The organism is Levilactobacillus suantsaii, from assembly GCF_014069315.1.
In the GTDB taxonomy this organism is placed as follows: Bacteria; Bacillota; Bacilli; order Lactobacillales; family Lactobacillaceae; genus Levilactobacillus; species Levilactobacillus suantsaii.
The window spans coordinates 639116-660832 of sequence record NZ_CP059603.1 but is presented as its reverse complement, the minus strand read 5'-3'; the positions used below and the strand labels follow the sequence as shown (position 1 = coordinate 660832).

Annotated in this window: 17 protein-coding genes; 13 read left to right on the top strand and 4 right to left on the bottom strand. The window is 52.9% G+C overall.

What is annotated here, in order from left to right:
- Window positions 1-31 precede the first annotated feature (31 nt).
- The gene (locus H3M12_RS03110) at window positions 32-553 is read right to left on the bottom strand and encodes a QueT transporter family protein (RefSeq protein WP_225423517.1); all 522 of its coding nucleotides are present in this window, start codon (window positions 551-553) and stop codon (window positions 32-34) included.
- Window positions 554-721: 168 nt separating this feature from the next.
- Here H3M12_RS03110 and H3M12_RS03105 point away from each other — a divergent pair, with 168 nt between their 5' ends.
- From H3M12_RS03105 to spxB, 5 genes are all read left to right on the top strand, one after another.
- Window positions 722-3814, top strand: coding sequence for a YfhO family protein (locus H3M12_RS03105; RefSeq protein WP_182150914.1), 3093 nt, complete (start codon window positions 722-724; stop codon window positions 3812-3814).
- Window positions 3815-3983: 169 nt separating this feature from the next.
- The gene (pcp, locus tag H3M12_RS03100) at window positions 3984-4580 is read left to right on the top strand and encodes a pyroglutamyl-peptidase I (RefSeq protein WP_182150913.1); all 597 of its coding nucleotides are present in this window, start codon (window positions 3984-3986) and stop codon (window positions 4578-4580) included.
- Between the two features lie 220 nt (window positions 4581-4800).
- A complete protein-coding gene (locus H3M12_RS03095; protein WP_129032574.1) occupies window positions 4801-5754 on the top strand; it encodes an L-lactate dehydrogenase in 954 nt (317 codons plus the stop codon).
- 184 nt (window positions 5755-5938) lie between these two features.
- Complete coding sequence (locus H3M12_RS03090; protein ID WP_129032573.1) at window positions 5939-6856, top strand: LysR family transcriptional regulator; 918 nt, start codon at window positions 5939-5941, stop codon at window positions 6854-6856.
- 390 nt (window positions 6857-7246) lie between these two features.
- Window positions 7247-8989, top strand: coding sequence for a pyruvate oxidase (spxB, locus tag H3M12_RS03085; RefSeq protein WP_129032572.1), 1743 nt, complete (start codon window positions 7247-7249; stop codon window positions 8987-8989).
- 85 nt (window positions 8990-9074) lie between these two features.
- Here the strand turns inward: spxB and H3M12_RS03080 are convergent, their stop codons facing one another.
- Window positions 9075-10106: an IS30 family transposase gene (locus H3M12_RS03080; RefSeq protein ID WP_004270929.1), complete on the bottom strand. Its 1032-nt coding sequence runs from the start codon at window positions 10104-10106 to the stop codon at window positions 9075-9077.
- Window positions 10107-10318: 212 nt separating this feature from the next.
- Here H3M12_RS03080 and H3M12_RS03075 point away from each other — a divergent pair, with 212 nt between their 5' ends.
- The 8 genes from H3M12_RS03075 to H3M12_RS03040 all read left to right on the top strand — a co-directional run bounded on the left by H3M12_RS03075 (window position 10319) and on the right by H3M12_RS03040 (window position 20153).
- Window positions 10319-11176 (top strand): FAD synthetase family protein, encoded by an 858-nt coding sequence (locus tag H3M12_RS03075; protein WP_182150912.1) that lies wholly within the window; start codon window positions 10319-10321, stop codon window positions 11174-11176.
- Between the two features lie 516 nt (window positions 11177-11692).
- Window positions 11693-13075: a class II fumarate hydratase gene (locus tag H3M12_RS03070; protein WP_129032570.1), complete on the top strand. Its 1383-nt coding sequence runs from the start codon at window positions 11693-11695 to the stop codon at window positions 13073-13075.
- A gap of 192 nt (window positions 13076-13267) precedes the next feature.
- Window positions 13268-14662 carry a flavocytochrome c gene (locus H3M12_RS03065; RefSeq protein WP_182150911.1) on the top strand — a complete coding sequence of 465 codons (1395 nt, stop codon included), beginning with the start codon at window positions 13268-13270 and terminating at the stop codon, window positions 14660-14662.
- 212 nt (window positions 14663-14874) lie between these two features.
- Window positions 14875-16293, top strand: a complete 1419-nt coding sequence (locus H3M12_RS03060; protein ID WP_129032568.1) for an anion permease — start codon at window positions 14875-14877, stop codon at window positions 16291-16293.
- A gap of 192 nt (window positions 16294-16485) precedes the next feature.
- Window positions 16486-16779, top strand: a complete 294-nt coding sequence (gene citD, locus H3M12_RS03055; RefSeq protein ID WP_129032567.1) for a citrate lyase acyl carrier protein — start codon at window positions 16486-16488, stop codon at window positions 16777-16779.
- A 2-nt stretch (window positions 16780-16781) separates the two neighbouring features.
- On the top strand, window positions 16782-17696 hold the full coding sequence (gene citE / locus H3M12_RS03050) for a citrate (pro-3S)-lyase subunit beta (RefSeq protein ID WP_129032566.1): 915 nt from the start codon (window positions 16782-16784) through the stop codon (window positions 17694-17696).
- Window positions 17686-19224, top strand: a complete 1539-nt coding sequence (gene citF / locus H3M12_RS03045) for a citrate lyase subunit alpha (RefSeq protein WP_129032565.1) — start codon at window positions 17686-17688, stop codon at window positions 19222-19224. Before citE ends, citF begins: the two co-directional genes overlap by 11 nt.
- 29 nt (window positions 19225-19253) lie before the next feature.
- Window positions 19254-20153, top strand: coding sequence for a LysR family transcriptional regulator (locus H3M12_RS03040; RefSeq protein WP_182150910.1), 900 nt, complete (start codon window positions 19254-19256; stop codon window positions 20151-20153).
- Window positions 20154-20280: 127 nt separating this feature from the next.
- Here H3M12_RS03040 and citG read toward each other — a convergent pair whose 3' ends face one another.
- Together citG and citX are read right to left on the bottom strand one after the other, a co-directional pair.
- Window positions 20281-21129, bottom strand: coding sequence for a triphosphoribosyl-dephospho-CoA synthase CitG (gene citG / locus H3M12_RS03035; protein WP_129032563.1), 849 nt, complete (start codon window positions 21127-21129; stop codon window positions 20281-20283).
- The gene (gene citX / locus H3M12_RS03030; protein ID WP_182150909.1) at window positions 21129-21689 is read right to left on the bottom strand and encodes a citrate lyase holo-[acyl-carrier protein] synthase; all 561 of its coding nucleotides are present in this window, start codon (window positions 21687-21689) and stop codon (window positions 21129-21131) included. The genes citG and citX overlap by 1 nt, the downstream gene beginning before the upstream one ends.
- Window positions 21690-21717: the final 28 nt, after the last annotated feature.

Below are 21717 nucleotides of genomic sequence, written 5' to 3'. Positions count from 1 at the left end.
CGCAACTTGTGGGGTGCCCCCTTAGTCTGTCTTATTTGGTGAAATCAAGTTTGAGGCTCAGGAGGTAGACGATTAACCCACCGACGACCATGCTGACCAGTTCACCAGCCCCGATGGTGAACCAGTTCGCCCAGAAGGTGGGCCAGAAGGCGGTTTTGGCGATGAAGGCGTACTCCCAAGCAATCATGCACATGAAAAAGACCGCGACCACCGTGTTCAGGGCCAACTTCCCGATTTTATTGGGGACGTAGCGACCTAGCCAAACCATCACGAGTAAGGCCAGTAACGTCTGCACGGTGCCGGTCACCACGTCTAACAAGCCCAGTGATGACCCGAAGATGTTGGCGATAAAGACGCCCAGGGTGACCGCGACAATGTAGCGCCGATTGAAGCTGACCAGGTGGTTGAACATTTCCGAGAAGCGGACTTGCACCACCCCATAACTCAAAGCGGGCAAGGCCATCGTGACCACAACGTAGAGGGCCGCCACGAGAGCGGCAAGGACCATGTCGCGGGGACTATCGATCCCGAAAAAACTTTTTTTAGACTGCACGAGCAATTCCTTCCTTGCTAAGTATGTAAGTGACGAGGTTGGCTTAAGCGTAGCGCAAACCGCCGCTTTTCGCAAAGTGGCGGTTTGACACTTGCCAAGCGACTTTGTACATTAAGAACTAGGGTGCGTTGCGCGCGCTCAAATTAAGTTGGGGGTTTTGAGAGACTTATGGAGATTGGACATCACCAGTGGCGTGGGCCACTTTGGTACACGGTAGCGTTCGCTGTTTTAGCAGCGCTGAGTTTTGGCGTGTTTGCGTTAGCGAACCGCACGTTGATTTGGAACATGGACGGCATCACCCAGCATTACCCGGTGATGATTGAACTCCACCGTCTACTCCACCAACAAGGCCTAGCGGGATTAGCCGGCTGGTCATGGACTTTCGGTTTAGGGGCTGATAAACTCACCACGCTGGCCTATTACGTGTTGGGTGACCCGTTCGCTTACGTCTTGGCGCTGTTCCCATTGCGGGACTTAGAGACCGGATATGGGATCTTCGTGGTCCTGCGACTCTACGCCACCGGGCTGGCCTTCCTCTACTTTGCCCGTCAGTTTCACTTTAAACCACTGAGCCAGGTCATGGGCGCGGTGACCTACGCGTTTACCGGATATTCGCTGATGGTCGGTGTCCACCATCCTTTTTTCTTGCTGCCGATGATGTGGTTGCCACTATTGGCCATCGGAATTGAACGTCTTTATTGCGGGCGCAGTTGGACCTTCTTGGGTCTCATCACGGGGCTGACAGTACTCAGTAACTTCTATTTCGCCTACGTTTTGGGGTTAGGAAGTTTGGGCTATGCCGTGATTCGCTATCTCGATTTACGAGCGGCCAAGCGGGTGGCGATTTCTCTGCGCGTAGCCGTGACGCGCTGTTTGCTGGCGGCCGGTAGTGGGGTGCTATTTGCGGGGGTACTGATCTACCCGTCACTGTTGATGATGTTACATTCGACGCGAGCGGCGGTCAGCTTTGCCAATGGGCTGTGGTTGTACCCAGCCAGCTATTATTTGAAACTTAGCAACGCCATTTTGACCACCGGTAACGGACTGAGCTACTGGGCTATCTTGGGGATCAGTAGTCTGGGCTTTCTGGGGTGCGTCTACGTGGTGGTCCACTGGCGGCGGTACCACTACCTGACCCTCACGCTGGCGTTGATCGTGGTGGGGATGCTTTTCCCGGCCGTCGCGGCAATCTTCAACGTCTTTTCCACCCCGTCGAATCGCTGGTTGTTACTGGCCGCCATTCCCGTGGGCTTGGCGACCATGACGTTGATGGACCACGTGACGACGCTGACCTTGAGCGACCGGCGCTGGTTAGGCGGGGCCACGGCTGTTTTACTACTGATAGTCTACCTGAGTAATGGGCTGACCTTCGATAACCCGGAACGCAACCTCTTGACCTACGGGGTATTGTTGGCGTTGACCGCCGTCCTGCTGGGCAGTGCCCACCAACCGGCCAAGGTCACGCTGACACTGATTGGCGCCCTAGTGGGGCTGAACCTGCTGGGTAACGCCTGGGGGTATTACAACCCCAACGCTGGTAGCCAGGCGACTAAAGAATTACGCCGCGGAGACGCGACCGCCTATTTAAAAAACTATTATGATGGTGCCCAAACGGCAGTTAAGGCCCAAAAAGGGTTCCACCGGGTCAGTACTTTACCTAACTACAATCTCTTTCGAACCGTCGGTAATAATTTCACCATGGTCCACCAACTCCCCGGCATCATGTCGTATTTCTCCGTGGAAAATGGGGCTGTGGGACAGTTCAGTCAAGACCTCCAAAATTCACAGTACACCATGAACTCGCCCATTGGCCAGGCCGACAATCGCACGGCCATGAACAACCTGTTAGGCGTTAAAACGTTGTTCGCGCGACAGGACCAAGTGGCCAATCATACGGCGCGACCGTACGGGTATCACGTCACCAAGCGCGTCTTTAACGAGCAACCGGTCTACGGGTTGTCGAACGGGACGGGCACGCGGTTATTGACTACAGATTTGGCCTTCCCATTAGTCTATAGTCAGCCCCAAGCGCTCACGCAAGCACAGTGGTACCGCCTGTCCGGGGTCGATAGGGAACGCAGTTTGACCCAGGCGGCCGTGGTTAAGAAACGCCACCGGGGCGTCACCGCGGCGCATTACCAGTCACCGAAACGGTCTTTGGCTTATTCGGTGACGACGCAGGAACAACCAGTGATCGATAGCGTCAACAAGGTCGTTCAATACCGCTTGAAGCAGGCTCACACCGGCCAAAAAGATGGTCTCAATGACAAGCAAACGGATAACTTTGGCGCTACCCTGCAGGCGCCGGACCTGAAAGTGGACCGCAATGGGCTTATCAGTAAGGCTGCCGTTAAGCAGTACGGGCCGCAGGTTCAGTTAAACCGCCACCGGTCAGCACTCGACCGGGTCTTGGCCCAAAACCAACAACTCTTGCAGCAGACGGCTCAGGCCAACCGCCACGGGTTGCACCAACTGACCAGTGACGCGCAGGGCCAACCGTTGACCTATACGTTGACGTTGAAGCGCCCCAAGCGCGCTCAGGGAAGTGAACTCTACTTAGAACTTGATGGCATCACTGCCCAACGTCTGACAACGCAACAACGGCTGCAGAATCAAGAAAATACGAGTGTTTTGGGTGCTACGCCGCTGTCGGCTTTGACTAAGCTCAATACTTGGCGGGACGCGGTGGGGAGTCCCGACCTTGGCGATTACTGGGTCACGGCTAAGACTCGGAATCAGTCCAAGACTTTCTCCCAGTTTGGAATCGACAACATGTCGGACTACGAACCCAAGCATCGAGTCCTGTTGAACCTGGGGTATAGCCAGCAAAAGCGGCGGACCATCGACATCACCTTTAGCACCACGCACCAATTGTCATTCAAGTCGGCCAAGATCATCGCCATGCCGTTTAACGCCAAATACGATCGTCAGGTCCACGCGGCCCAACGGCGCGGCCTAAAACACAGTCACGTTACGGCTAACCGGGTGACCGGGGACCTGACGTTAACGCGGCCTGGCGTGCTGACCACGTCGATTCCGTATTCGACGGGCTGGCGCTTAACGGTCGATGGGCGATCCGTGGCGACAGAACGGGTCAACGACGGCTTCGTAGGTGCGCAACTCAAGGCGGGGACTCATCGCATTCGCTTGACTTACCACACGCCGGGACTGACGCTGGGTCTGGTGGCCAGCGGTATCGGGACCGTCTGGCTGCTGCTCAGCGCGGGACTTCCCGCTTGGCGCCGACGGCAAAGTCGCTAAAAAATCAATAAAAGGTAAACGGGGGTTTCAAGGCTGGTGGTTGCGCTAAAGTCGTGACTGACGGGGCTTGAGGCACCCGTTTAATTTTCTCACCAAATTGGACGATTTTTGACTAGTTTTTCGCTGGGAAATGACTATAATAGGGAACAATTTTAAGGAGTGATGGCGAATGAAGATTTTAGTGACTGGGTTTGATCCGTTTGCTGGCGCACAACAAAATCCCGCCTGGGAGGCCGTTTCCCGCTTACCGCAACAGCTTGGACGGGCGACCATCGTTTCGTTACAGGTGCCGACTATTTTTAACCGCTCGGCGGCTATCGTCCACGCTGCCATTCAGCGGGAGCGCCCGGACGTCGTTGTTAGCGTGGGCCAAGCTGGCGGAAGGTCAGCGCTGTCCCTAGAACGGGTGGCGATTAATTTGGATGACGCGCGCATCGCCGACAACGCGGGCCAAGCCCCGCACGACCAGCCGATTCAGCTGGCGGGGGCGACCGCCTACTTCACCCAGTTGCCGGTCAAAGCCATGCGAACGGCAATCCGGCAAGCTGGCGTCCCGGCGCAACTGTCGACCACGGCGGGGACCTTCGTGTGCAACCACCTGATGTATCAGGTTCAGTATCAACGGGCAACTGAATTTTCGACGCTCAAAGCCGGTTTCATCCACATTCCCTACCTCCCCAGCCAGGTGGTCGACCGGCCAGGGGTTCCTAGTTTGGCCTTGACCGAAGCGGTGAAGGGACTGACTGCCGCGTTGAGTGTGTTGTAAGTTTCCAGGGACTCGGCCAGGCGTTTTCATTTTGGGTGGTATCGACTTGTGAAGTTTTGGGGAAGCCGATTTTTATTTTTAAAAATTATGGCGAAAAATTGCATTTTTTAAAAACCGTGTTATGATAAAAGTGACTTTACGACACGAACAAAAATGAAATGGGGTAGGTGACACTACCCGCTACTAGCCGGATGAAGACGTGCTGAAAGGGAGTCTCAATTTGCAAAAACAAACGAAAAACCAAAAAGTTGTGTTGGTCGGTGACGGTTCTGTGGGGTCAGCATACGCTGTGCTCATGATGCAACAAACTGTCATGGACGAGTTAGTCATTGTCGATATCGCCAAGGATCATAGCGAAGGCGACGCGTTGGATTTGGAAGACACCCAACTTTGGGGTCAACCGAAATGGGTCCACGCCGGTACCTACGCTGATACCAAGGATGCCGATATCGTGGTCATCACAGCCGGGGTTCCCCGCAAGCCAGGTGAGACCCGCTTAGATTTGGTCCAAAAGAACTTGAAGATTTTGAAGACTATCGTGGGCCCCGTGGTCGACAGTGGGTTCAATGGCATTTTCTTGGTTTCCGCTAACCCCGTTGACATCTTAACGGCCGCCACCCAGAAATTATCCGGCTTCCCCGCTAACCGTGTCCTAGGTACTGGGACGTCGCTGGATACGGTCCGCTTACGCGTGGCGTTGGGTAAGCAATTAGACTTGGCACCTCAAACGTTAGACGTCAACGTCATCGGAGAACACGGTGACACCCAATTCGCCGCTTACTCCCCAGCCAAGGTCGGCGACCAAAGCTTACTGGACGTGGCCCAAGCTAAGGGCTTGAGCTTAGACGACCTGAAGCAGACCGAAGATGGCTCGCGGAAGAAGGGTGGCCAAATCATCGGCTTGAAGGGTGCCACCTTTTACGGGGTCGCGACCTGCTTGACGCGGATTACCAAGGCTATTTTGAACAACGAAAACGTGGTCTTACCCGTCGGTGCCCACTTGGACGGCGAATACGGCGTGCACGACTTGTACTTAGGGACCCCAGCGTTGATCAACGCGCAGGGTGTGGCTCAAGTCTTACCATTAGACCTGTCGGCTGATGAACAGGATCAAATGACGGCTTCGGCTCAAGCAATGGCGAAAGTCTTGAACGGTGCCATGGCCACGAACTAAGCAGTTGAATCAGGAATTTATGGAAGGACTCGAAAATTTTTCGGGTCTTTTTTGTACTGTGGGGGAGCCTCCCGGAGAAATCAGTGGGGCAACTACGGATAATATGATATAACGGTACTAGGGCGCAGCTGGTGTGGGGGTCATTGATGTTGGGTCCAATTCCAAAACAGAAGGATGATAGCCGGTGAATACCCGTGACTTGGCCTTTTTTCGGGCCATTGTACAATATAAAAATTATACTTACGTGGCGGAACGCTTCGAAGTGTCTCAACCCGCTGTGAGTCAGGCCATTAAGCGCTTGGAACGTGAATTTGGCGCAACGTTGGTCAAGCAGGATCGCATTCACCACCAGACCGTGATCACCCGGGCGGGAATGCTGCTGTATCAGAGCGCGCAGGCGATTCAAAACAGTATCTCGCTAGCGCACCGCGAGATTGAATTCTCCCAGCAACGGCAGATTCGCTTCGGCCTGCCGCCGGTCATCGGGGCCCTGTACTTTCCCCAGGTCGCCGCGGCGCTGTTGAAGCGCGGGTGGTTGAACCAGATCAAAATCGTGGAGAATGGCTCGGCGCAGATTCTGACCAACCTGGTCCGTGGTGACATCGACATTGCCTTGATTGGATCCCCGCGGCCCCTGCATCATCAGGGCATCGAGGCTATTTCGTTAGGGGCCCGGCCATTCAATGTCATCGTGAGTCCGGCCAACCCGCTGGCCAAACGGACCTCAATTGGGTTCAAGGAACTGGGCGACCAACCCTTTATCGGCCTGGATGGCAAGTTCGTTCATCCCGAAGCCTTTCGGGCCTACTGTAAGGCCGCGGGGATCACGCCGAACATTATCTACCGCACTCCGGACATTGCCTGGCTCAAGAGTATCGTGCGCGAGAACCTGGGCCTAGGCTTTCTGGTCCAAGATGCTGTGAGCACCATCGACGGGGTGGTCGGGTTGAAGATTACTGACCAGCTGATGGACCGCTTCAACGTGTCGATCGCCTACCGGAAGGGGTACGTGATGACGCCGGAGGAAACGGCCTTCATCAGATTATTGACGCGTATGCAGATTCCGGACCCCCAAGTGCCCATTTCCAATACAAATAATTAAAACTTATAAGCCCCTGGTGCGGTCACCGGGGGCTTTTTAGTGGGCTTGCTAGGCGGGAAAACGGCTACGAATGCCGAGAATTAAGCATTTATCACTGAACTACTAAGCTTGTTGACGGTCGGCATTTAATTATAAAAAAAGTGTTGAAAAAAATAAAAATTTTTTTGTAAGGGCAATCATGTTAAGGATTACACAGTTGTAACCGTTGTCACGGCAACCACATAAGTCCTACTTATGTGGCACACAAAGTTTGACTATAATCCTGAAAGCGCTTTAACATGTGTTTGTAATCAAGTGACAGCCGTTAGCTTTTCACCCCCGAACAAGACACCATCCAAAACTTGTAGCAGGCGGGTGTGGGTAACGGTGATAATAAGGAGAGATATGAAGATGCCAGAAAAAATTAGCGGTTCCGATGCTGTCTTAAAGGTTATTCAAGACTGGGGTGTCGATCACATTTACGGTTATCCTGGTGGGTCGTTCGATTCTACGATGAACGCTTTGCATAACCAAAAGGATACCTTGAAGTTTATCCAGGTTCGTCATGAAGAAGCTGGCGCCATTGCCGCCACTGCTGATTCCAAGTTGACGGGTAAAATCGGGGTTTGCTTCGGGTCTGCTGGTCCTGGTGCCGTTCACCTGTTAAACGGGTTGTACGATGCTAAGACTGACAACACACCAGTTTTGGCGATTGTTGCGCAAGTGCCAACGAACCGGATGAACATGGACTTCTTCCAAGCCATGAACGAAGAACCAATCTTCGACGACGTTTCGGTTTGGAACCGGACGGCCATGACTGCCGAAAGCTTACCACGGATGACTGATGAAGCCATCAAGCAAGCTTACCAAAAGAAGGGTGTTGCCGTTTTGACCATCCCGAAGGACTTCGGTTGGGCTGAAATTGACGACAACTACGTTTCCTCTGCGAATACGCACGTTGAACCCGTTTACCCAGATCCAGAACCAGCCAGTGTTAAGAAGGCTGCTCAAATGATCAAGGACGCTAAGTCCCCAATGATCTACTTCGGGATTGGGGCCAAGGACGCTGCCGATGAATTAAAGGAAGCTTCCGAAAAGTTCAAGATGCCACTGATTTCTTCCGTCTTAGCTAAGGGCATCCTCGACGAATCCTACCCAGCTTACTTAGGGTCAACTGGTCGGGTTGCACCAAAGCCAGGGGCTGAAATTGGCTTCTCCACCGACCTGATTGTTTGGGTTGGGAACGATGTCCCATTCAGTATCTTCCTCTTCAACCGTAAGGCGAAGGTCATTCAAATCGATATTGAAAGCGAAAAGTTAGGCAAGCGGCGTCATGCTGATTTGCCAATGCTGGCTGATTCGAAGAAGGCCTTACGGGCCATCATCGATGCCGGTGACGCTCGCGAAGCTTCAGCCTTCTACAACGCTTCATTAGCTGATAAGAAGAACTGGACTGACTGGCAAGATAGCTTCAAAGACAGCGATGAAATGCCAGTTCGCCCTGAACCAATCTTTGACGTTTTGAACAAGACTGCTAGTGACAAGGCCGTCTTCGGCGTCGATGTTGGGAACGTCAACATCAACTTTGAACGTCTGATTGACATGCACGGTGACCAGAAGTGGGTTACCTCTGGGAAGTACGCCACGATGGGCTTTGGTTTACCAGCTTCCATCGCAGCCAAGATTGCTTACCCCGACCGTGATGTTTACAGCTTGAGTGGTGATGGTGGTTTCGCCATGTTGATGGAAGAAATCTTAACCCAAGTTAAGTACAACTTGCACGTAATCAACGTGGTCTTCAGCAACGAAACCTTAGGCTTTATCGAAGCTGAACAGACCGATGACAGTCACCAACCATTATCCGGGGTTGATTTGCCAGCCACTGACTGGGCAACTGCCGCTAAAGGGATGGGTGCCGAAGCTTACACCGCAACGACTAAGGCTGAATTCCAAAAGGCTATCGATGCTGCGCAAAAGACCGACAAGCCAGTCTTGATCGATGTGAAGTTGACTCACGAGATGCCATTGACCACGGAACACATGTTTATCGACCCATCATGGCAAGACCAAGACAAGATCGACGAATTCGTCAAGAAGTACCAAGCACAAGACTTAAAGCCATTTAGTTACTTCTTAAAAGAAGCTCAAAAGTAACCCCAAATTGCAAGAACAAATTAGCCACACGACAAATCCTATTAAATCAGTATTTTCATTAATATTCATATTTTATGGACTTAACTTAACCGGCGGAAGCAGCGGAGAAAAGCTCTTTGGGTGTTTGATAGCCAGTTTGCCGGCGCGGTAAATTGTTTAGCTTTGACTCAACTGCTTGGATATCATGAGGACCCAAAATATCCATGGATAGACCCTTGGGTACATCGCGGCGGATCATTCGATTATGCGCTTCGTTAGTCCCACGCTCAGAGGAACGATATGGATGGGCATAATAAAGGTCAGCGACACCGGTAAGTACAGCGCCAACTTCCGAGAACTCAGCGCCATTATCGGCAGTAACTGACTTCATGATTGATCCGTATTCTTGACAGATCTTGGCCAGCTCATAGTTGACTGAATCGGCATCACGACCATCGATCAAACGTAGAATTTGGCAGCGGGATTGACGCTCGATCAGCGTTAAGATCACACTCTCTTGACCGTTGCGCTTGCCCACCACGGTGTCCAATTCGAAATGGCCGAACTCTTGGCGCTGGTCGATACTTTTAGGCCGTTCATCAATACTCCGTCCGGCCAGACGCTTGTGCTTGATCGAGTGATGATGTTTGGCACGGTGGCGCGTTTTTTCGAGTAGATCAAGATTGCGGACTTCAAGTAACTGGGCATCAATATAGTGGTATAGCGTCTTGGTCGAGACCATCTCCTCAGGCTGATATAAGCCTTCAAGTTTGGCCCGTCCTACTGCTGCATCAGGCGACCAACCATCTTGACGCAAATGAGTCGTAAAATAGTCGATAAAATCAGCGACACCGACGAGTTTCAAAGGTCGATGACAGTGGGCTCGATTAGCTTCGTACTTAGCTTGTGCTGTTTCTGGTGAGTATACAGCGTAATATTGGCGTTGACCATTCACTTTTTTTACTTGGTCGATCTCGCCGCGGCACAATTCATTATTGATTGTTTGATGACAAACATTAAGCGCTCTGGCAATTGCACGATTGGAATAGCCTTGGCTGTGCAGCGTAGCAATTCTGCCTCGTTCAAACGAAGTTAGGTGCTGACCTTTTTTTCTGACTGTGGTATTCTGTTCTTGCATCAAGACAATAACCTCTTTCATTGTTTGTGTAGGAACATCAATGATAACAGAGATTTGTCTTGGTGTTTTTTATTTTATCAATTAGCTAAAAGTATTTGGCTAACTTGATTATAAAACGCGCGGCTCAAAAGTAACGTAAATATGGTGAGATTGACGAAGGGAGATATTTCGATATCTCCCTTTGTTGTTAAACAGATTTAGGAGGGAGCGGCATGCAGGTCATTCGACTGAACACCAAAACAATTCGACAGGTGCATCCTAAGACGCCCGTGGTGATGGCGTTGGGGTTCTTTGACGGCGTCCATCGCGGTCATCAGGCGGTCTTGGCGCGTGCCCGGCAGATTGCTAACGACCGGCAAGTCCCATTAGCCGTGATGACCTTTAGCCGCCACGCCTCCCGGGTCTTTGAGACCCAACCCACAACGGACTTTCGGTATTTGAATACCATCAGTCAAAAAGTGGCGCTATTGCAAAAAAACCAGGTCGATCTGGTCTACTTGGTCGACTTTACCCGTGACTTTGCGGCGATTTCTCCACAGGACTTCGTGGACACCTATTTGTTAGGCCTCAACGTCTGTGGAGTGGTCGGGGGCTTCGACTACACCTTTGGGCGGGGCGGGCACACCCTGCTCTCCCAAATGGCGCAATACAGCCACAATCGCTTTACCACCACGGTGGTGGCCGAACACGATGCTGAACACCGGAAAATCGGGTCGACGGCCATTCGTCATCTGATTCGGGTGGGGCACGTGCAACGGGCCAACGCCCTGTTAGGTCACCCGTACGCCTTGGCTGGGCAACTGGTGCCCGTGAGTGGCAACCAGTTTTGCTTCAAACTCGCCAGTCGTCTCCAGCAACGGCCACCGGTCGGGACTTACCGGTGTCAGGTCAAGACGGCACAGGGAATTTACCCGGCAACGTTGATGTTGACGCCCACGGTCGTTCGGGTCACTGCCCCGCAATTGCGGGTGGCGACGCAGGCTGGTGAGGTGGCTATCTTGGGACAGTCGTTGCCGTGGCGTCCCTGGCGTCACGGTCAACGCCCAGTCATCGCCGCATGGGCCATATAAACCAAGGTTACAGTCATACTAGGATCTCGGGAACCAATCCCCGGGATCCTTTTTTGCTGTCCAGGTGATTGTCTTGGTTCGGATAGGGAAGCCGCGCAACGATTGGGGAGTGAGCTCGACTGATCCGACAAAGCCAGGCCGGCCTTAGACTGGGGCCTAGCGGGGGTGGTATGCGCCGTGAACGGGTTCTTTTGTGAGGCATTTTTGAACGGCAAAGCGTTAGATGATAATGCAAACGCTTACAAATAAAACTTTTTATTTTGCAAACGCAGGTTTTCGTTTTAGCGCTTTCTTGTGAATTTGTGAAACCTTGTACTATTGGGATTGTGAAGACCTATTCAGGCAACCATTAATCTTTTTTATACCCCCAATAGGGTTTGACTATAGCCAAAAATTCCAGCTATTCTAAGGTTGTTCGTAAAGTCACGGGGGAATTTTCATGATTTTCAGATATTCCCTCGTTAGTTTTTTAAGTTAAATGTTATTCATATCACAAAAAAGTTGGAGGAATTTACCATGGCAGATTATCGTATTGAAGCAGATACCTTAGGCGACGTTAAGATTCCTAGCACCGCACTTTGGGGTCCCCAAACGGAACGGAGCCGGAACAACTTCCCAACCGGTCAGTTCATGCCAATCGCAATTATTCGGGCATTACTACAGATTAAGAAAGCCGCTGCAGAATCAAACCAAGATTTAGGCGAGATTTCCGCCGAAAAGGGTGCCCTGATTCAAAAGGCGATTGATGAACTCTTGGCGTTGAGCGACGAAGACCTGCGCAAGGACTTCCCACTCCGTGTTTACCAAACGGGTTCCGGAACTCAAACCAACATGAACACCAACGAAGTTGTCGCTAACAAAGCGATGCAATTGAACCCAGATATCGAAGTTTTGCCCAACGATGATGTCAACCATGGTCAAAGCTCCAACGATATTTTCCCAACGGCCATGAACATCACGGCTAGTGTCGCAGTCCAAAAACTAGAAGCGGCTGCCCAACACTTAATCGATGAATTGACCGCTAAGCAAAAAGAATACTGGCGCGTGGTCAAGATTGGCCGGACCCACTTGCAAGATGCGACGCCATTGACCTTTGGCCAAGAAGTTAGCGGCTGGGCCAGTGCCATCCAACATGATTTGGACTACTTGAAGTCTTTAGATCCAACCTTACTCGAATTCGCGATGGGCGGAACCGCTGTCGGGACCGGCTTGAACGCCGCACCTGGTTTTGCCGAAGAAATCGCTAAGAAGATGAGCAAGGTCTACGGGCCAAAGTTCACGGCAAAGACCAATAAGTTCTATGGCTTAGCTCATCACTCTGGTTTGGACGTGGTTCACGGCGCGATGAAGACCTTAGCGGCTGATTTGATGAAGATTGCTAACGACGTGCGGTTCCTCGCTTCTGGTCCTCGGGCGGCTTACGATGAATTGAACATTCCGGCTAACGAACCAGGGTCATCCATCATGCCCGGCAAGGTCAACCCAACCCAAGCTGAAGCCATCACCATGGCAGCGGCTCGCGTGATGGGGAACGACGTCACGGTTACGGTCGCTTCATCTCAAGGGAACTTTGAAATGAACGTTTACAAGCCAGTCTTGATCGACGCCTTTTTGGAATCCGCCGAACTCTTACGCGGGACCATGATGGGCTTTGCCGACAAGATGATCCATGGCATGACGGTCAACCAGAAGCGGATGACGGAATTAGTCGACAACTCCTTGATGACGGTCACGGCCTTATCTCCGCACATCGGTTACCATGATAGTGCGAAGATTGCCCAAGCGGCTGATAAAGCCGGGTCAACGTTGAAGGAAGCTGCCGTTAAATCCGGTAAGGTCTCCGCTGAAGACTTTGACAAGTGGGTCGACCCGTTGAAGATGACCAACATCGACCGGTAAATTTTGAAGGGATTGACGCCTGATGACCCTGTTAGCAGTAACCTTACTGATCAGTGCTGCGGCTAGCCTCGGGGCAGCGGTAGCCAACCTGGATGAGTAATGCACGTAAATAAGTTTGGCGAAACGGCACGTGATGGTGCCGTTTCCCGTCATCACGATAAAAGCATGAAGTAACACGAAAGGAAACCACTCATGGCAGAAAAGTTTAAATTTGTTCCAAACGATTTAGCAGAATTACAAGACCGCTATGACCTGATTGTCATTGGTTCTGGTGGGACCGGCCTGGTTGCCGCCTTACAAGCTCACGAATTAGGCTTGCATCCGGTCGTCTTAGAAAAGATGCCAAAATTAGGGGGTAACACCAACCGGGCCTCTTCCGGAATGAACGCCGCTGAGACCAACGTCCAGTTGCACAACCACGTGGTCGACAGTTTCGACGAGTTCTACGCCGACACCTACAAGGGTGGCGGTAAGTTGAACGATCCTGACATGTTGAAGTACTTCACCAGCCACAGTGCCTTGGCTATCGACTGGTTGGCCGACCACGGGATCATCTTGGACGACTTGACCATCACCGGGGGGATGCAGAAGAAGCGGACCCACCGGCCAAGTTCGATGGCCCCAATTGGTGGCTTTCTGGTCACCGAGTTATTGAAGCAGGTCCAAGCCGAAAAGATTCCTGTCTTTACTAACGTCACGGTCACAAGTCTTAACGTCAACGACGACAAGGTGACTGGCGTTACGGTGAAGACCGAAAAAGCGGCTGGCGAAACCATCAACGCCAACGCCGTGGTCTTAGCCACCGGCGGTTTCGGGGCCAACCAGAAGTTGATTGGCAAGTACCGCAAGGATTTGGTCGGCTACAACACGACTAACCAACCTGGTGCAACCGGTGACGGGATTGAATTAGCCACGGCCGCTGGTGCTGATTTGGTCGACATGGACCAGATTCAAGTCCACCCAACCGTCCAACAAGATACCGATCATGCTTACCTGATTGGGGAAGCTGTGCGGGGCGAAGGTGCCATCTTAGTAGGCGCCGACGGCAAGCGGTTCGTGAACGAACTGGATACCCGGAAGAACGTGACGGGCGCCATTGATAAGTTACCCGCTAAGAGTGCTTACCTGATTTTTGACACGGGCATTCGTTCCCGGGTCAAGGCCGTTGAATTTTACGACCACATTGGCTTGGTCAAGCACGGTGACAGCATTGCCGACTTAGCCAAGGCGTTAGACATCGACGCCGATACCTTGACGCAGACCGTCGCTACCTGGAACCAAGACGTGGCCCAACAAAAGGACGCCGCCTTTAACCGGACCATGGGGATGGACCGCGACATCTCGGCTGGCCCGTTCTTCGCCATTCACATTGCCCCGGCCGTTCATTACACCATGGGTGGGATTAAGATTAACCCTAAGACCCAGGTCTTGAAGGCTGACGGCACGCCGGTTAACGGCTTGTTTGCGGCCGGTGAAGTTGCTGGTGGCTTACACGGGAACAACCGGATCGGTGGGAACTCCATCGCCGAAACGGTGGTCTTTGGCCGGCAAGCGGGTGAACAAGTCTACACCTACTTGCAAGCGTAATTAATCTTAAAACGAACAGGGCGGTTAGCAAACGGCCAGCTGCCCTTTCGTGTACATGGACCTTCTAATTTTAGGAGGGCCTTACCCCGCGGCACCTGCCCACGAGGTAAGGCAAGCACCAACGTTTGAAACAGGTCTCAGCACAATGGTTTCGATCCGTCGTTATTCATTTTGAGAGTCGTTTCAGCACATAGCACAACGGAGGCATTCGAATGTCATTGGAAAAAGTAAAGTATAAAAAATTTATTTGGCCCATTCTAATTGGGCTGATCATCTGGTTGGCCTCACCAATCAAGCCAGCTAGCGTCTCGATGGCCGCTTGGCACATGTTCGCCATTTTCGTGGCGACCATCATTGGGTGTATCACCCAGCCCCTGCCGATTGCCGGGGTGGCTTTGACCGGGTTCGTCTTCACCATTTTGGTGGGACTCGTCCCAATGGACAAGGCCGTGACCGGATTTGGGAACAAGACGGTTTGGCTGATTGTTATGGCCTACTGCCTGTCTCGGGGCTTTGTGAAGACCGGTTTAGGGCGGCGAATCGCATTGATCTTCGTGCGGCTCTTCGGGAAGCGGACCTTAGGGTTGGCTTACTCATTAGTCGGGGTCGATTTGATTCTGTCACCGGCGACGCCAAGTAACACGGCCCGGGCCGGAGGAATTGTTTATCCGATTCTGAAGTCATTGGCGCAAACTTTCGGGTCCGACCCGGAAGACGGTACCCAACGGAAGATGGGGTCCTTTCTGACCTACGTGGAATTCCACGGGAATATCATCACGTCCGCAATGTTCATGACCGCCATGGCGCCAAACTTGTTAGCCGTTTCTTTGGCGAAGACGCTCCACGTCACCATCACCTGGATGGGCTGGTTCGTAGCCGGTGTGGTTCCAGGTATCATTAGTTTGTTATTGGTTCCATACATTATTTACAAGATGTATCCACCAGAAGTTAAAGATTCCCCCCACGCCAAAAGTTGGGCCGAGGGTGAATTAGCCAAGATGGGGAAGATGACGTTTGCCGAAAAAGTCATGACCGGGGTCTTCGTTTTGGCCTTGGTTCTCTGGATTTTGTCCAGCGTCATCGGCATCGATGCGGCGACGGTTGCCTTCTTAGCCGTTGCCATCCTGATTCTTTGTGGGGTCTTATCCATTGATGACATCCTGCATGAAACCGGGGCTTGGAGCACGTTGATCTGGTTCTCCATTCTGATCTTCATGGCCAACGAATTAAACGACTTAGGTTTCATTCCGTGGTTATCGAAGGCTTTAGGGGGCGCTTTGAACGGCATGAACTGGGGCTTGGTCCTGGCCATCCTGTTGGTCTTCTACTTCTACTCTCACTACCTGTTCGCCAGTGGGACCGCCCACGTCAGTGCCATGTACGCGGCGCTGCTGGGGATTGCCATTGCGGCCGGCGTGCCACCGATGTTCGCCGGGATTACGTTGGCGATGTGTGGGGCGTTGTACAGTTCTACGTCACACTACGCCAGTGGTCCGGCTACGTTACTCTTCGAGACGGGCTACGTTGCCCAATCCGACTGGTGGCGCATGAACGCCATCTTAGGGCTCTTCTACCTTGTCGTTTGGTTCGGCATTGGGAGTCTCTGGATGAAAGTTCTGGGTCTTTGGTAAACATGAAAGCTATCTCGCTCAGCGAGATAGCTTTTTCTTTCACAAAATATTTTAAAAAATACAAAAATAACAGAAATATTTGAATTTTTTCAAAAGACGAGCTACAATTAAAGGGTAAAAGAAATCAATTCCGTCAGATAACTTCGTGATGATTTACATGACTAGTTAACACTCGTGAAAGGGATGGACTTAATGGAGATTAAGCAAACAGCATTAGCGGGTACCTTGGAGTCATCCGATATCCAAATTATGTTGAGCAAAGGCACCGACGGTATCCAGATTACCCTGGACTCCGCGGTGGAAAAGCAATTCGGCGACCAAATTCGGGCCGTCATCACCCAGACATTGCAAGCCTTGAAGATTACGGCAGCCAACGTCAAGGCCGTTGACAAGGGCGCGTTGGATTGTGTCGTCAAGGCACGGACCATTGCCGCTGCGCAACGGGCCTTAGGAACCACGGATCAACCAGCATGGGAGGTATTCTAACGATGGCAGAAAATTCAGAACGTTTACGCCGGACCATGATGTTCGTGCCGGGGAATAACCCCGCAATGGTCAAGGATGCCGGAATCTACGGTGCCGACTCCATTATGTTCGACCTCGAAGACTCCGTTTCCTTAGCTGAAAAGGACGCGGCGCGAGTCTTAGTTTACGAATCCCTGCAAACGCAGGATTACGAAGGTGCCGAATTAGTCGTGCGGGTCAACGGCATTGACACGCCGTACTACCACAACGATGTGCGGGCCATGGTCAAGGCCGGCATCGAAGTTGTGCGGTTACCAAAAGTCGAATCCGCCAAGATGATTCAAGACTTAGTCAAGGATGTCGAAGCTGCCGAAAAGGAATTTGGCCGCGAAGTTGGCTCCACCCACGTCATGGCGGCCATCGAAAGTGCCAAGGGTGTCTTGAACGCCCCCGCCATTGCCGCTTCCTCCGACCGGATGATCGGATTGGCCTTGTCCGCTGAAGACTATACCACTGACATGAAGACGCACCGCTACCCTGATGGCGCCGAACTGGAATTTGCCCGCAACATGGTACTCCACTCCGCCCGGGCCGCTGGCATCGCCGCCTTCGATACGGTCTTCACCAACATGGACGATACCGATGGTTTCTACCGCGAGACCCGGTACATTCACCAACTCGGGTTCGACGGGAAGTCACTGGTCAACCCACGGCAGATCAAGATGGTCAACTCGGTCTACGAACCGACGGCCAAGGAAATTGCGAATGCTCGTAACGTGATCAACGCCATCAAGGAAGCCAAGCTGAAGGGCTCTGGTGTCATTTCGATGAACGGTCAAATGGTTGACCGGCCAGTTGTAATGCGGGCCCAACGCGTGATGCGTTTAGCACAGGCGTCACACTTAGTTGACGAGGAGGGTAATGATATTGAAGAATAATGTAAACCGGACCTTGTCCGATGACTTGCTGAAGGAATTAGATTACAAGCCATATACTTCAACTGAAATTGGGAACCCCGACATCCAACGGGTCGCTCCTAAAGTTCACGTTTCCACGGGTGACAACAAGGTCGTCAAGTCCATCGAAGACGTGGTCAAGGCCACGGTCAAAGACGGCATGACGATTTCGTTTCACCACCACTTCCGAAACGGGGACTATGTCTTTAACAAGGTGATGCGGGTCATCATCGACGCTGGCATCAAGAACTTGACGTTAGCCCCATCTTCTCTGACTGGGGTCATGAACGACATGGTCATCGAAGCTATCAAAGCGGGGACCATCACCAACATCACCAGTTCCGGGATGCGGGGCTCACTCGGGGACTTCGTGTCTCACGGTGGTTTGAAGAACCCGGTCATCTTCCGCTCTCACGGTAACCGGGCCCGGGCCATCGAACACGGCGACATCAAGATCGACGTGGCCTTCCTCGGGGTACCAAACGCTGATAAGCTAGGGAACGCCAACGGGATGGCTGGGAAGGCCGTCTTTGGTTCCTTAGGTTACGCCTTGATGGACGCCCAATATGCGGACAACGTGGTCTTACTGACCGATAACTTGGTCGACTACCCGAACACGCCGGCTTCCATCAAGCAGACCCAAGTGGACTACGTGGTGCAAGTTGACGAAGTCGGGGATCCTGATAAAATTGGATCAGGGGCTACCCGGTTCACCAAGGACCCAAAGGAATTGAAGATTGCCGAAATGGTCAACAGTGTGATTACGCACTCCCCGTACTTTAAAGACGGGTTCTCCTTCCAGACGGGTTCTGGTGGTGCGGCCTTAGCGGTTACCCGGTACTTACGGGCAGCCATGTTAGCCAACAAGATTACGGCTTCCTTTGCTTTAGGTGGGATTACTAAACCAACCACGGACTTGCTCGAAGAGGGCCTGGTTCGGCGGGTCATGGACGTCCAAGACTTTGATAAGGGTGCGGCTTCTTCCATGCAGAAGAACCCGAACCAACAAGAAATCGACGCGTCCTGGTACGCTGATCCCGACAACAAGGGTGCCATGGTCGACCAACTTGACGTGGCCATCCTGAGTGCCTTGGAAATCGACACCAAGTTCAACGTCAACGTCATGACTGGTTCCGACGGTGTGATTCGGGGAGCCGTTGGGGGTCACCAAGATGCGGCCACTAGCAAATTGACCATCATTTCCGCACCCCTGGTTCGGGGTCGGATTGCCACGGTCGTGCCAGATGTCACCACGGTGGTGACGCCAGGTGATTCGATTGACGTCTTGGTCACCGAAGTAGGAATTGCCATTAACCCTAAGCGAAAAGACTTGGTTGCTAAGCTCAGCAATATTCCGGGAGTCCCAGTCTTCAAGATCGAAGACCTACAAAAATTAGCCGAAAAGCGGGTAGGCCAACCGAAGCCGCTTGAATTCACCGACCGGACCGTTGCCATGGTAGAATACCGTGACGGTAGTATCATCGACGAAATCAAGCAGGTTAAGGACTAGTCTTCCCCCGGTTAGATTGGGGCGACACATTGAACACACGGGACTTAGCCTATTTCGCGGCGCTGGTGGACTTAAAAAATTACACCGCGGTCGCTGCGCGCTTCTCGGTCAGTCAGCCCACCATTACGGTGGCGGTCAAACGCCTGGAAGCAGAATTTAACGCCACGCTGGTCCAACGCGACCATGCGCATAACACGCTCACGATTACCCGACCAGGACTCCTGTTGTATCAACGGGCCCAACTGGTCTTGAAGAACCTAGACTTGGCCCACAGTGAAGTTCGGCGGGCTGATCAATCTACGATTAGTTTCGGCATGCCACCCATCATCGGGACCCTGTGGTTTCCGCTGGTGGCGGGAGAGTTGTTCTCGCGCGGCCTGTTGAAGTATATGAAAACGCTCGAAGTCGGGTCGGGAGACCTGTTGAAGGAACTCCAGGCCGGTAAGATTGACGTAGCGCTCCTAGGGTCGGTGCGACCGTTACAGGAACCGGGCTTAGACGCGACGTTGCTCGCGGCGCACGAGTTTCGGGCCGTCGTCAGTCCCAAGCACCGGTTGGCCCAACGCGGGGAGATTGAATTTAGTGAACTTGCCAACGAGAACTTTATCTCGATGACTGGTAAATTCGTGCACCCGCAGGCATTGCGTGATTATAGTCACTTTGCGGGGTTTAGACCGCGGGTGGTCTACAGTACGCCGAACATGCCGCTGATCAAAGCCTTAGTCGCCGCAGACTTTGGCGTTAGCCTCTTAGTGGGGGACGCCATCACACCCAGCGACCAGGTTAGTTCATTAGCGTTAAGCGATCCGGTCGCGGACCGGTTCAATATGTCGCTAGTGGTTCGGAAGAAATTTTTACCCAACGAGATTCAGCGTGAATTTATCAGCGTGCTCTTTGGGTTACGGCACCACGGCCAATCAGCTCATTGATTGAAATGAAACTAAACGAAGGTCCCTCAAGCTTTTGTGGCTGGGGGGCCCTTTTGTGTTGTGCTAACTTAAAACGCCCAGTGCCGCGACTGATGAAAGTCGGAGCACTGGGCGTTTCAAATTTAAATTAAAGACTCTTTTCCATTAACCCTAAATAAATCGTGAGAATCAGGAGGTCAGCTGACCCGCCTAGACTCAAATTTTTAGCCTTGAAGGTGGTATTCATCGCCACTAAAAGTTGCCGTCCGGTCGGGGTCTGACTGCCCCCCGCATCCAGAATCTCCTGGGCAGTCTGTTGGGCCCAGGGGACGATATCTAAGGTACCCGCACGTTTGATCAGGTTGCTATCGGCGGTGTGGGCCACGATGGTCAATAACGTGTCGAGTAACCGCGTGGTCCGAGACCCCCGACTTCGCCGTAGGGCGGGCAAACTCAGGGTTGCCACCACCGGAAACCCGGCCTCGGCTTGGCCGCGGATGCCCGTGGTACCGTACTTGAGGTACTGGCGCTCGCCGGCCGTGAGTTGGTCGGCGGGCTTGTCGGCGATGCCGGCGAAGTCGTGGGCGGTCAGTCCGGCCAGCATGGCTTTGACTAAGTTCAAAGTCGCGCCGGTGTTGTAAGCAGCGTGGCGGGTCTGGGCCCCCACGGCCGCGACAATGACGCCTAAAGAAAAGACGGCGCCCTTGTGGGTATTGATGCCTTGAGTGGCACGAAACATGGCTTTTTCGGCGGCCACGCCGGCTGGGCGAATCTCGTGAAATAGATCAGGCAGGTGGGCCCCCACGAAGGTGTGGCCGAGTTGGTAACAAGTCGCCCAGTAATCTTCAAGCGCCGTAGCACTGTCGATAAAGGTGAAGACGTCCATGTCGGGGTGCGGCCCCACGTCGGCGGGGTCGACCAGCCCGGGCTTGGGGGTCACGGAAACCTCGTACAAGAGGGCGCGGTGGGCGTTTAAGATGGCGGGTGCAAGGGACATTATTGCTTCGACTCCTGTTCGGTAAAGTAGGTGGTGAGGGTCTGGTCGATGGCGGTCTGGAGCTCTAAGACACTATGGGCGCGCGACCGAGCACAGACCTTGGCTGGCCGGTTACAAATGAAGCAACGCCGTTGGGGCAGATTGTTGTCCTGGCGACTCAGCGGGCCTTCGTGGTGGCTAGTCAAGACGTCGATGTCGAATAACCGACCCAACGGGTGCTGGTCCTCAAAGGCCACCGCCAGTTGTTTCATGGTGGTCGCATCCGTGGCACTTAACAGGAAGGCTTCGGGGCCGGTGGGGTTGTCCCAGCGGTCGACCAAGGTCGTGGTCACTTGTTGGCGTGTCAGGTCGTGGGTAAAAGCGGCCAATCCAGCGTCAAAGGCCGCCGTTATCCGGGCGTTATTTTTGATGGGTCCCGGGGTGTTGAGTTTCAACGCTAAGACCGTTTGGTCGGGATGGGCCGTCATGAGTTGCCGTTGGTAAGCGGCGCGGTGGTCCTTATTGGCGAGCACGGCGGCGATATCTTGCGGGTCACCGGTCGCAAAGGTAGTGGGTGTCATACGAACAATCCTTTCTGAAAGCACTTGG

Coding starts and splice junctions, on each gene's coding strand:
- H3M12_RS03060 (WP_129032568.1), top strand. CDS start 14,875: ATGTCATTGGAAAAAGTAAAGTATAAAAAATTTATTTGGCCCATTCTA.
- H3M12_RS03080 (WP_004270929.1), bottom strand. CDS start 10,106: ATGCAAGAACAGAATACCACAGTCAGAAAAAAAGGTCAGCACCTAACT.
- citD (WP_129032567.1), top strand. CDS start 16,486: ATGGAGATTAAGCAAACAGCATTAGCGGGTACCTTGGAGTCATCCGAT.
- H3M12_RS03105 (WP_182150914.1), top strand. CDS start 722: ATGGAGATTGGACATCACCAGTGGCGTGGGCCACTTTGGTACACGGTA.
- pcp (WP_182150913.1), top strand. CDS start 3,984: ATGAAGATTTTAGTGACTGGGTTTGATCCGTTTGCTGGCGCACAACAA.
- H3M12_RS03065 (WP_182150911.1), top strand. CDS start 13,268: ATGGCAGAAAAGTTTAAATTTGTTCCAAACGATTTAGCAGAATTACAA.
- citX (WP_182150909.1), bottom strand. CDS start 21,689: ATGACACCCACTACCTTTGCGACCGGTGACCCGCAAGATATCGCCGCC.
- H3M12_RS03075 (WP_182150912.1), top strand. CDS start 10,319: ATGCAGGTCATTCGACTGAACACCAAAACAATTCGACAGGTGCATCCT.
- citG (WP_129032563.1), bottom strand. CDS start 21,129: ATGTCCCTTGCACCCGCCATCTTAAACGCCCACCGCGCCCTCTTGTAC.
- citE (WP_129032566.1), top strand. CDS start 16,782: ATGGCAGAAAATTCAGAACGTTTACGCCGGACCATGATGTTCGTGCCG.
- spxB (WP_129032572.1), top strand. CDS start 7,247: ATGCCAGAAAAAATTAGCGGTTCCGATGCTGTCTTAAAGGTTATTCAA.
- H3M12_RS03070 (WP_129032570.1), top strand. CDS start 11,693: ATGGCAGATTATCGTATTGAAGCAGATACCTTAGGCGACGTTAAGATT.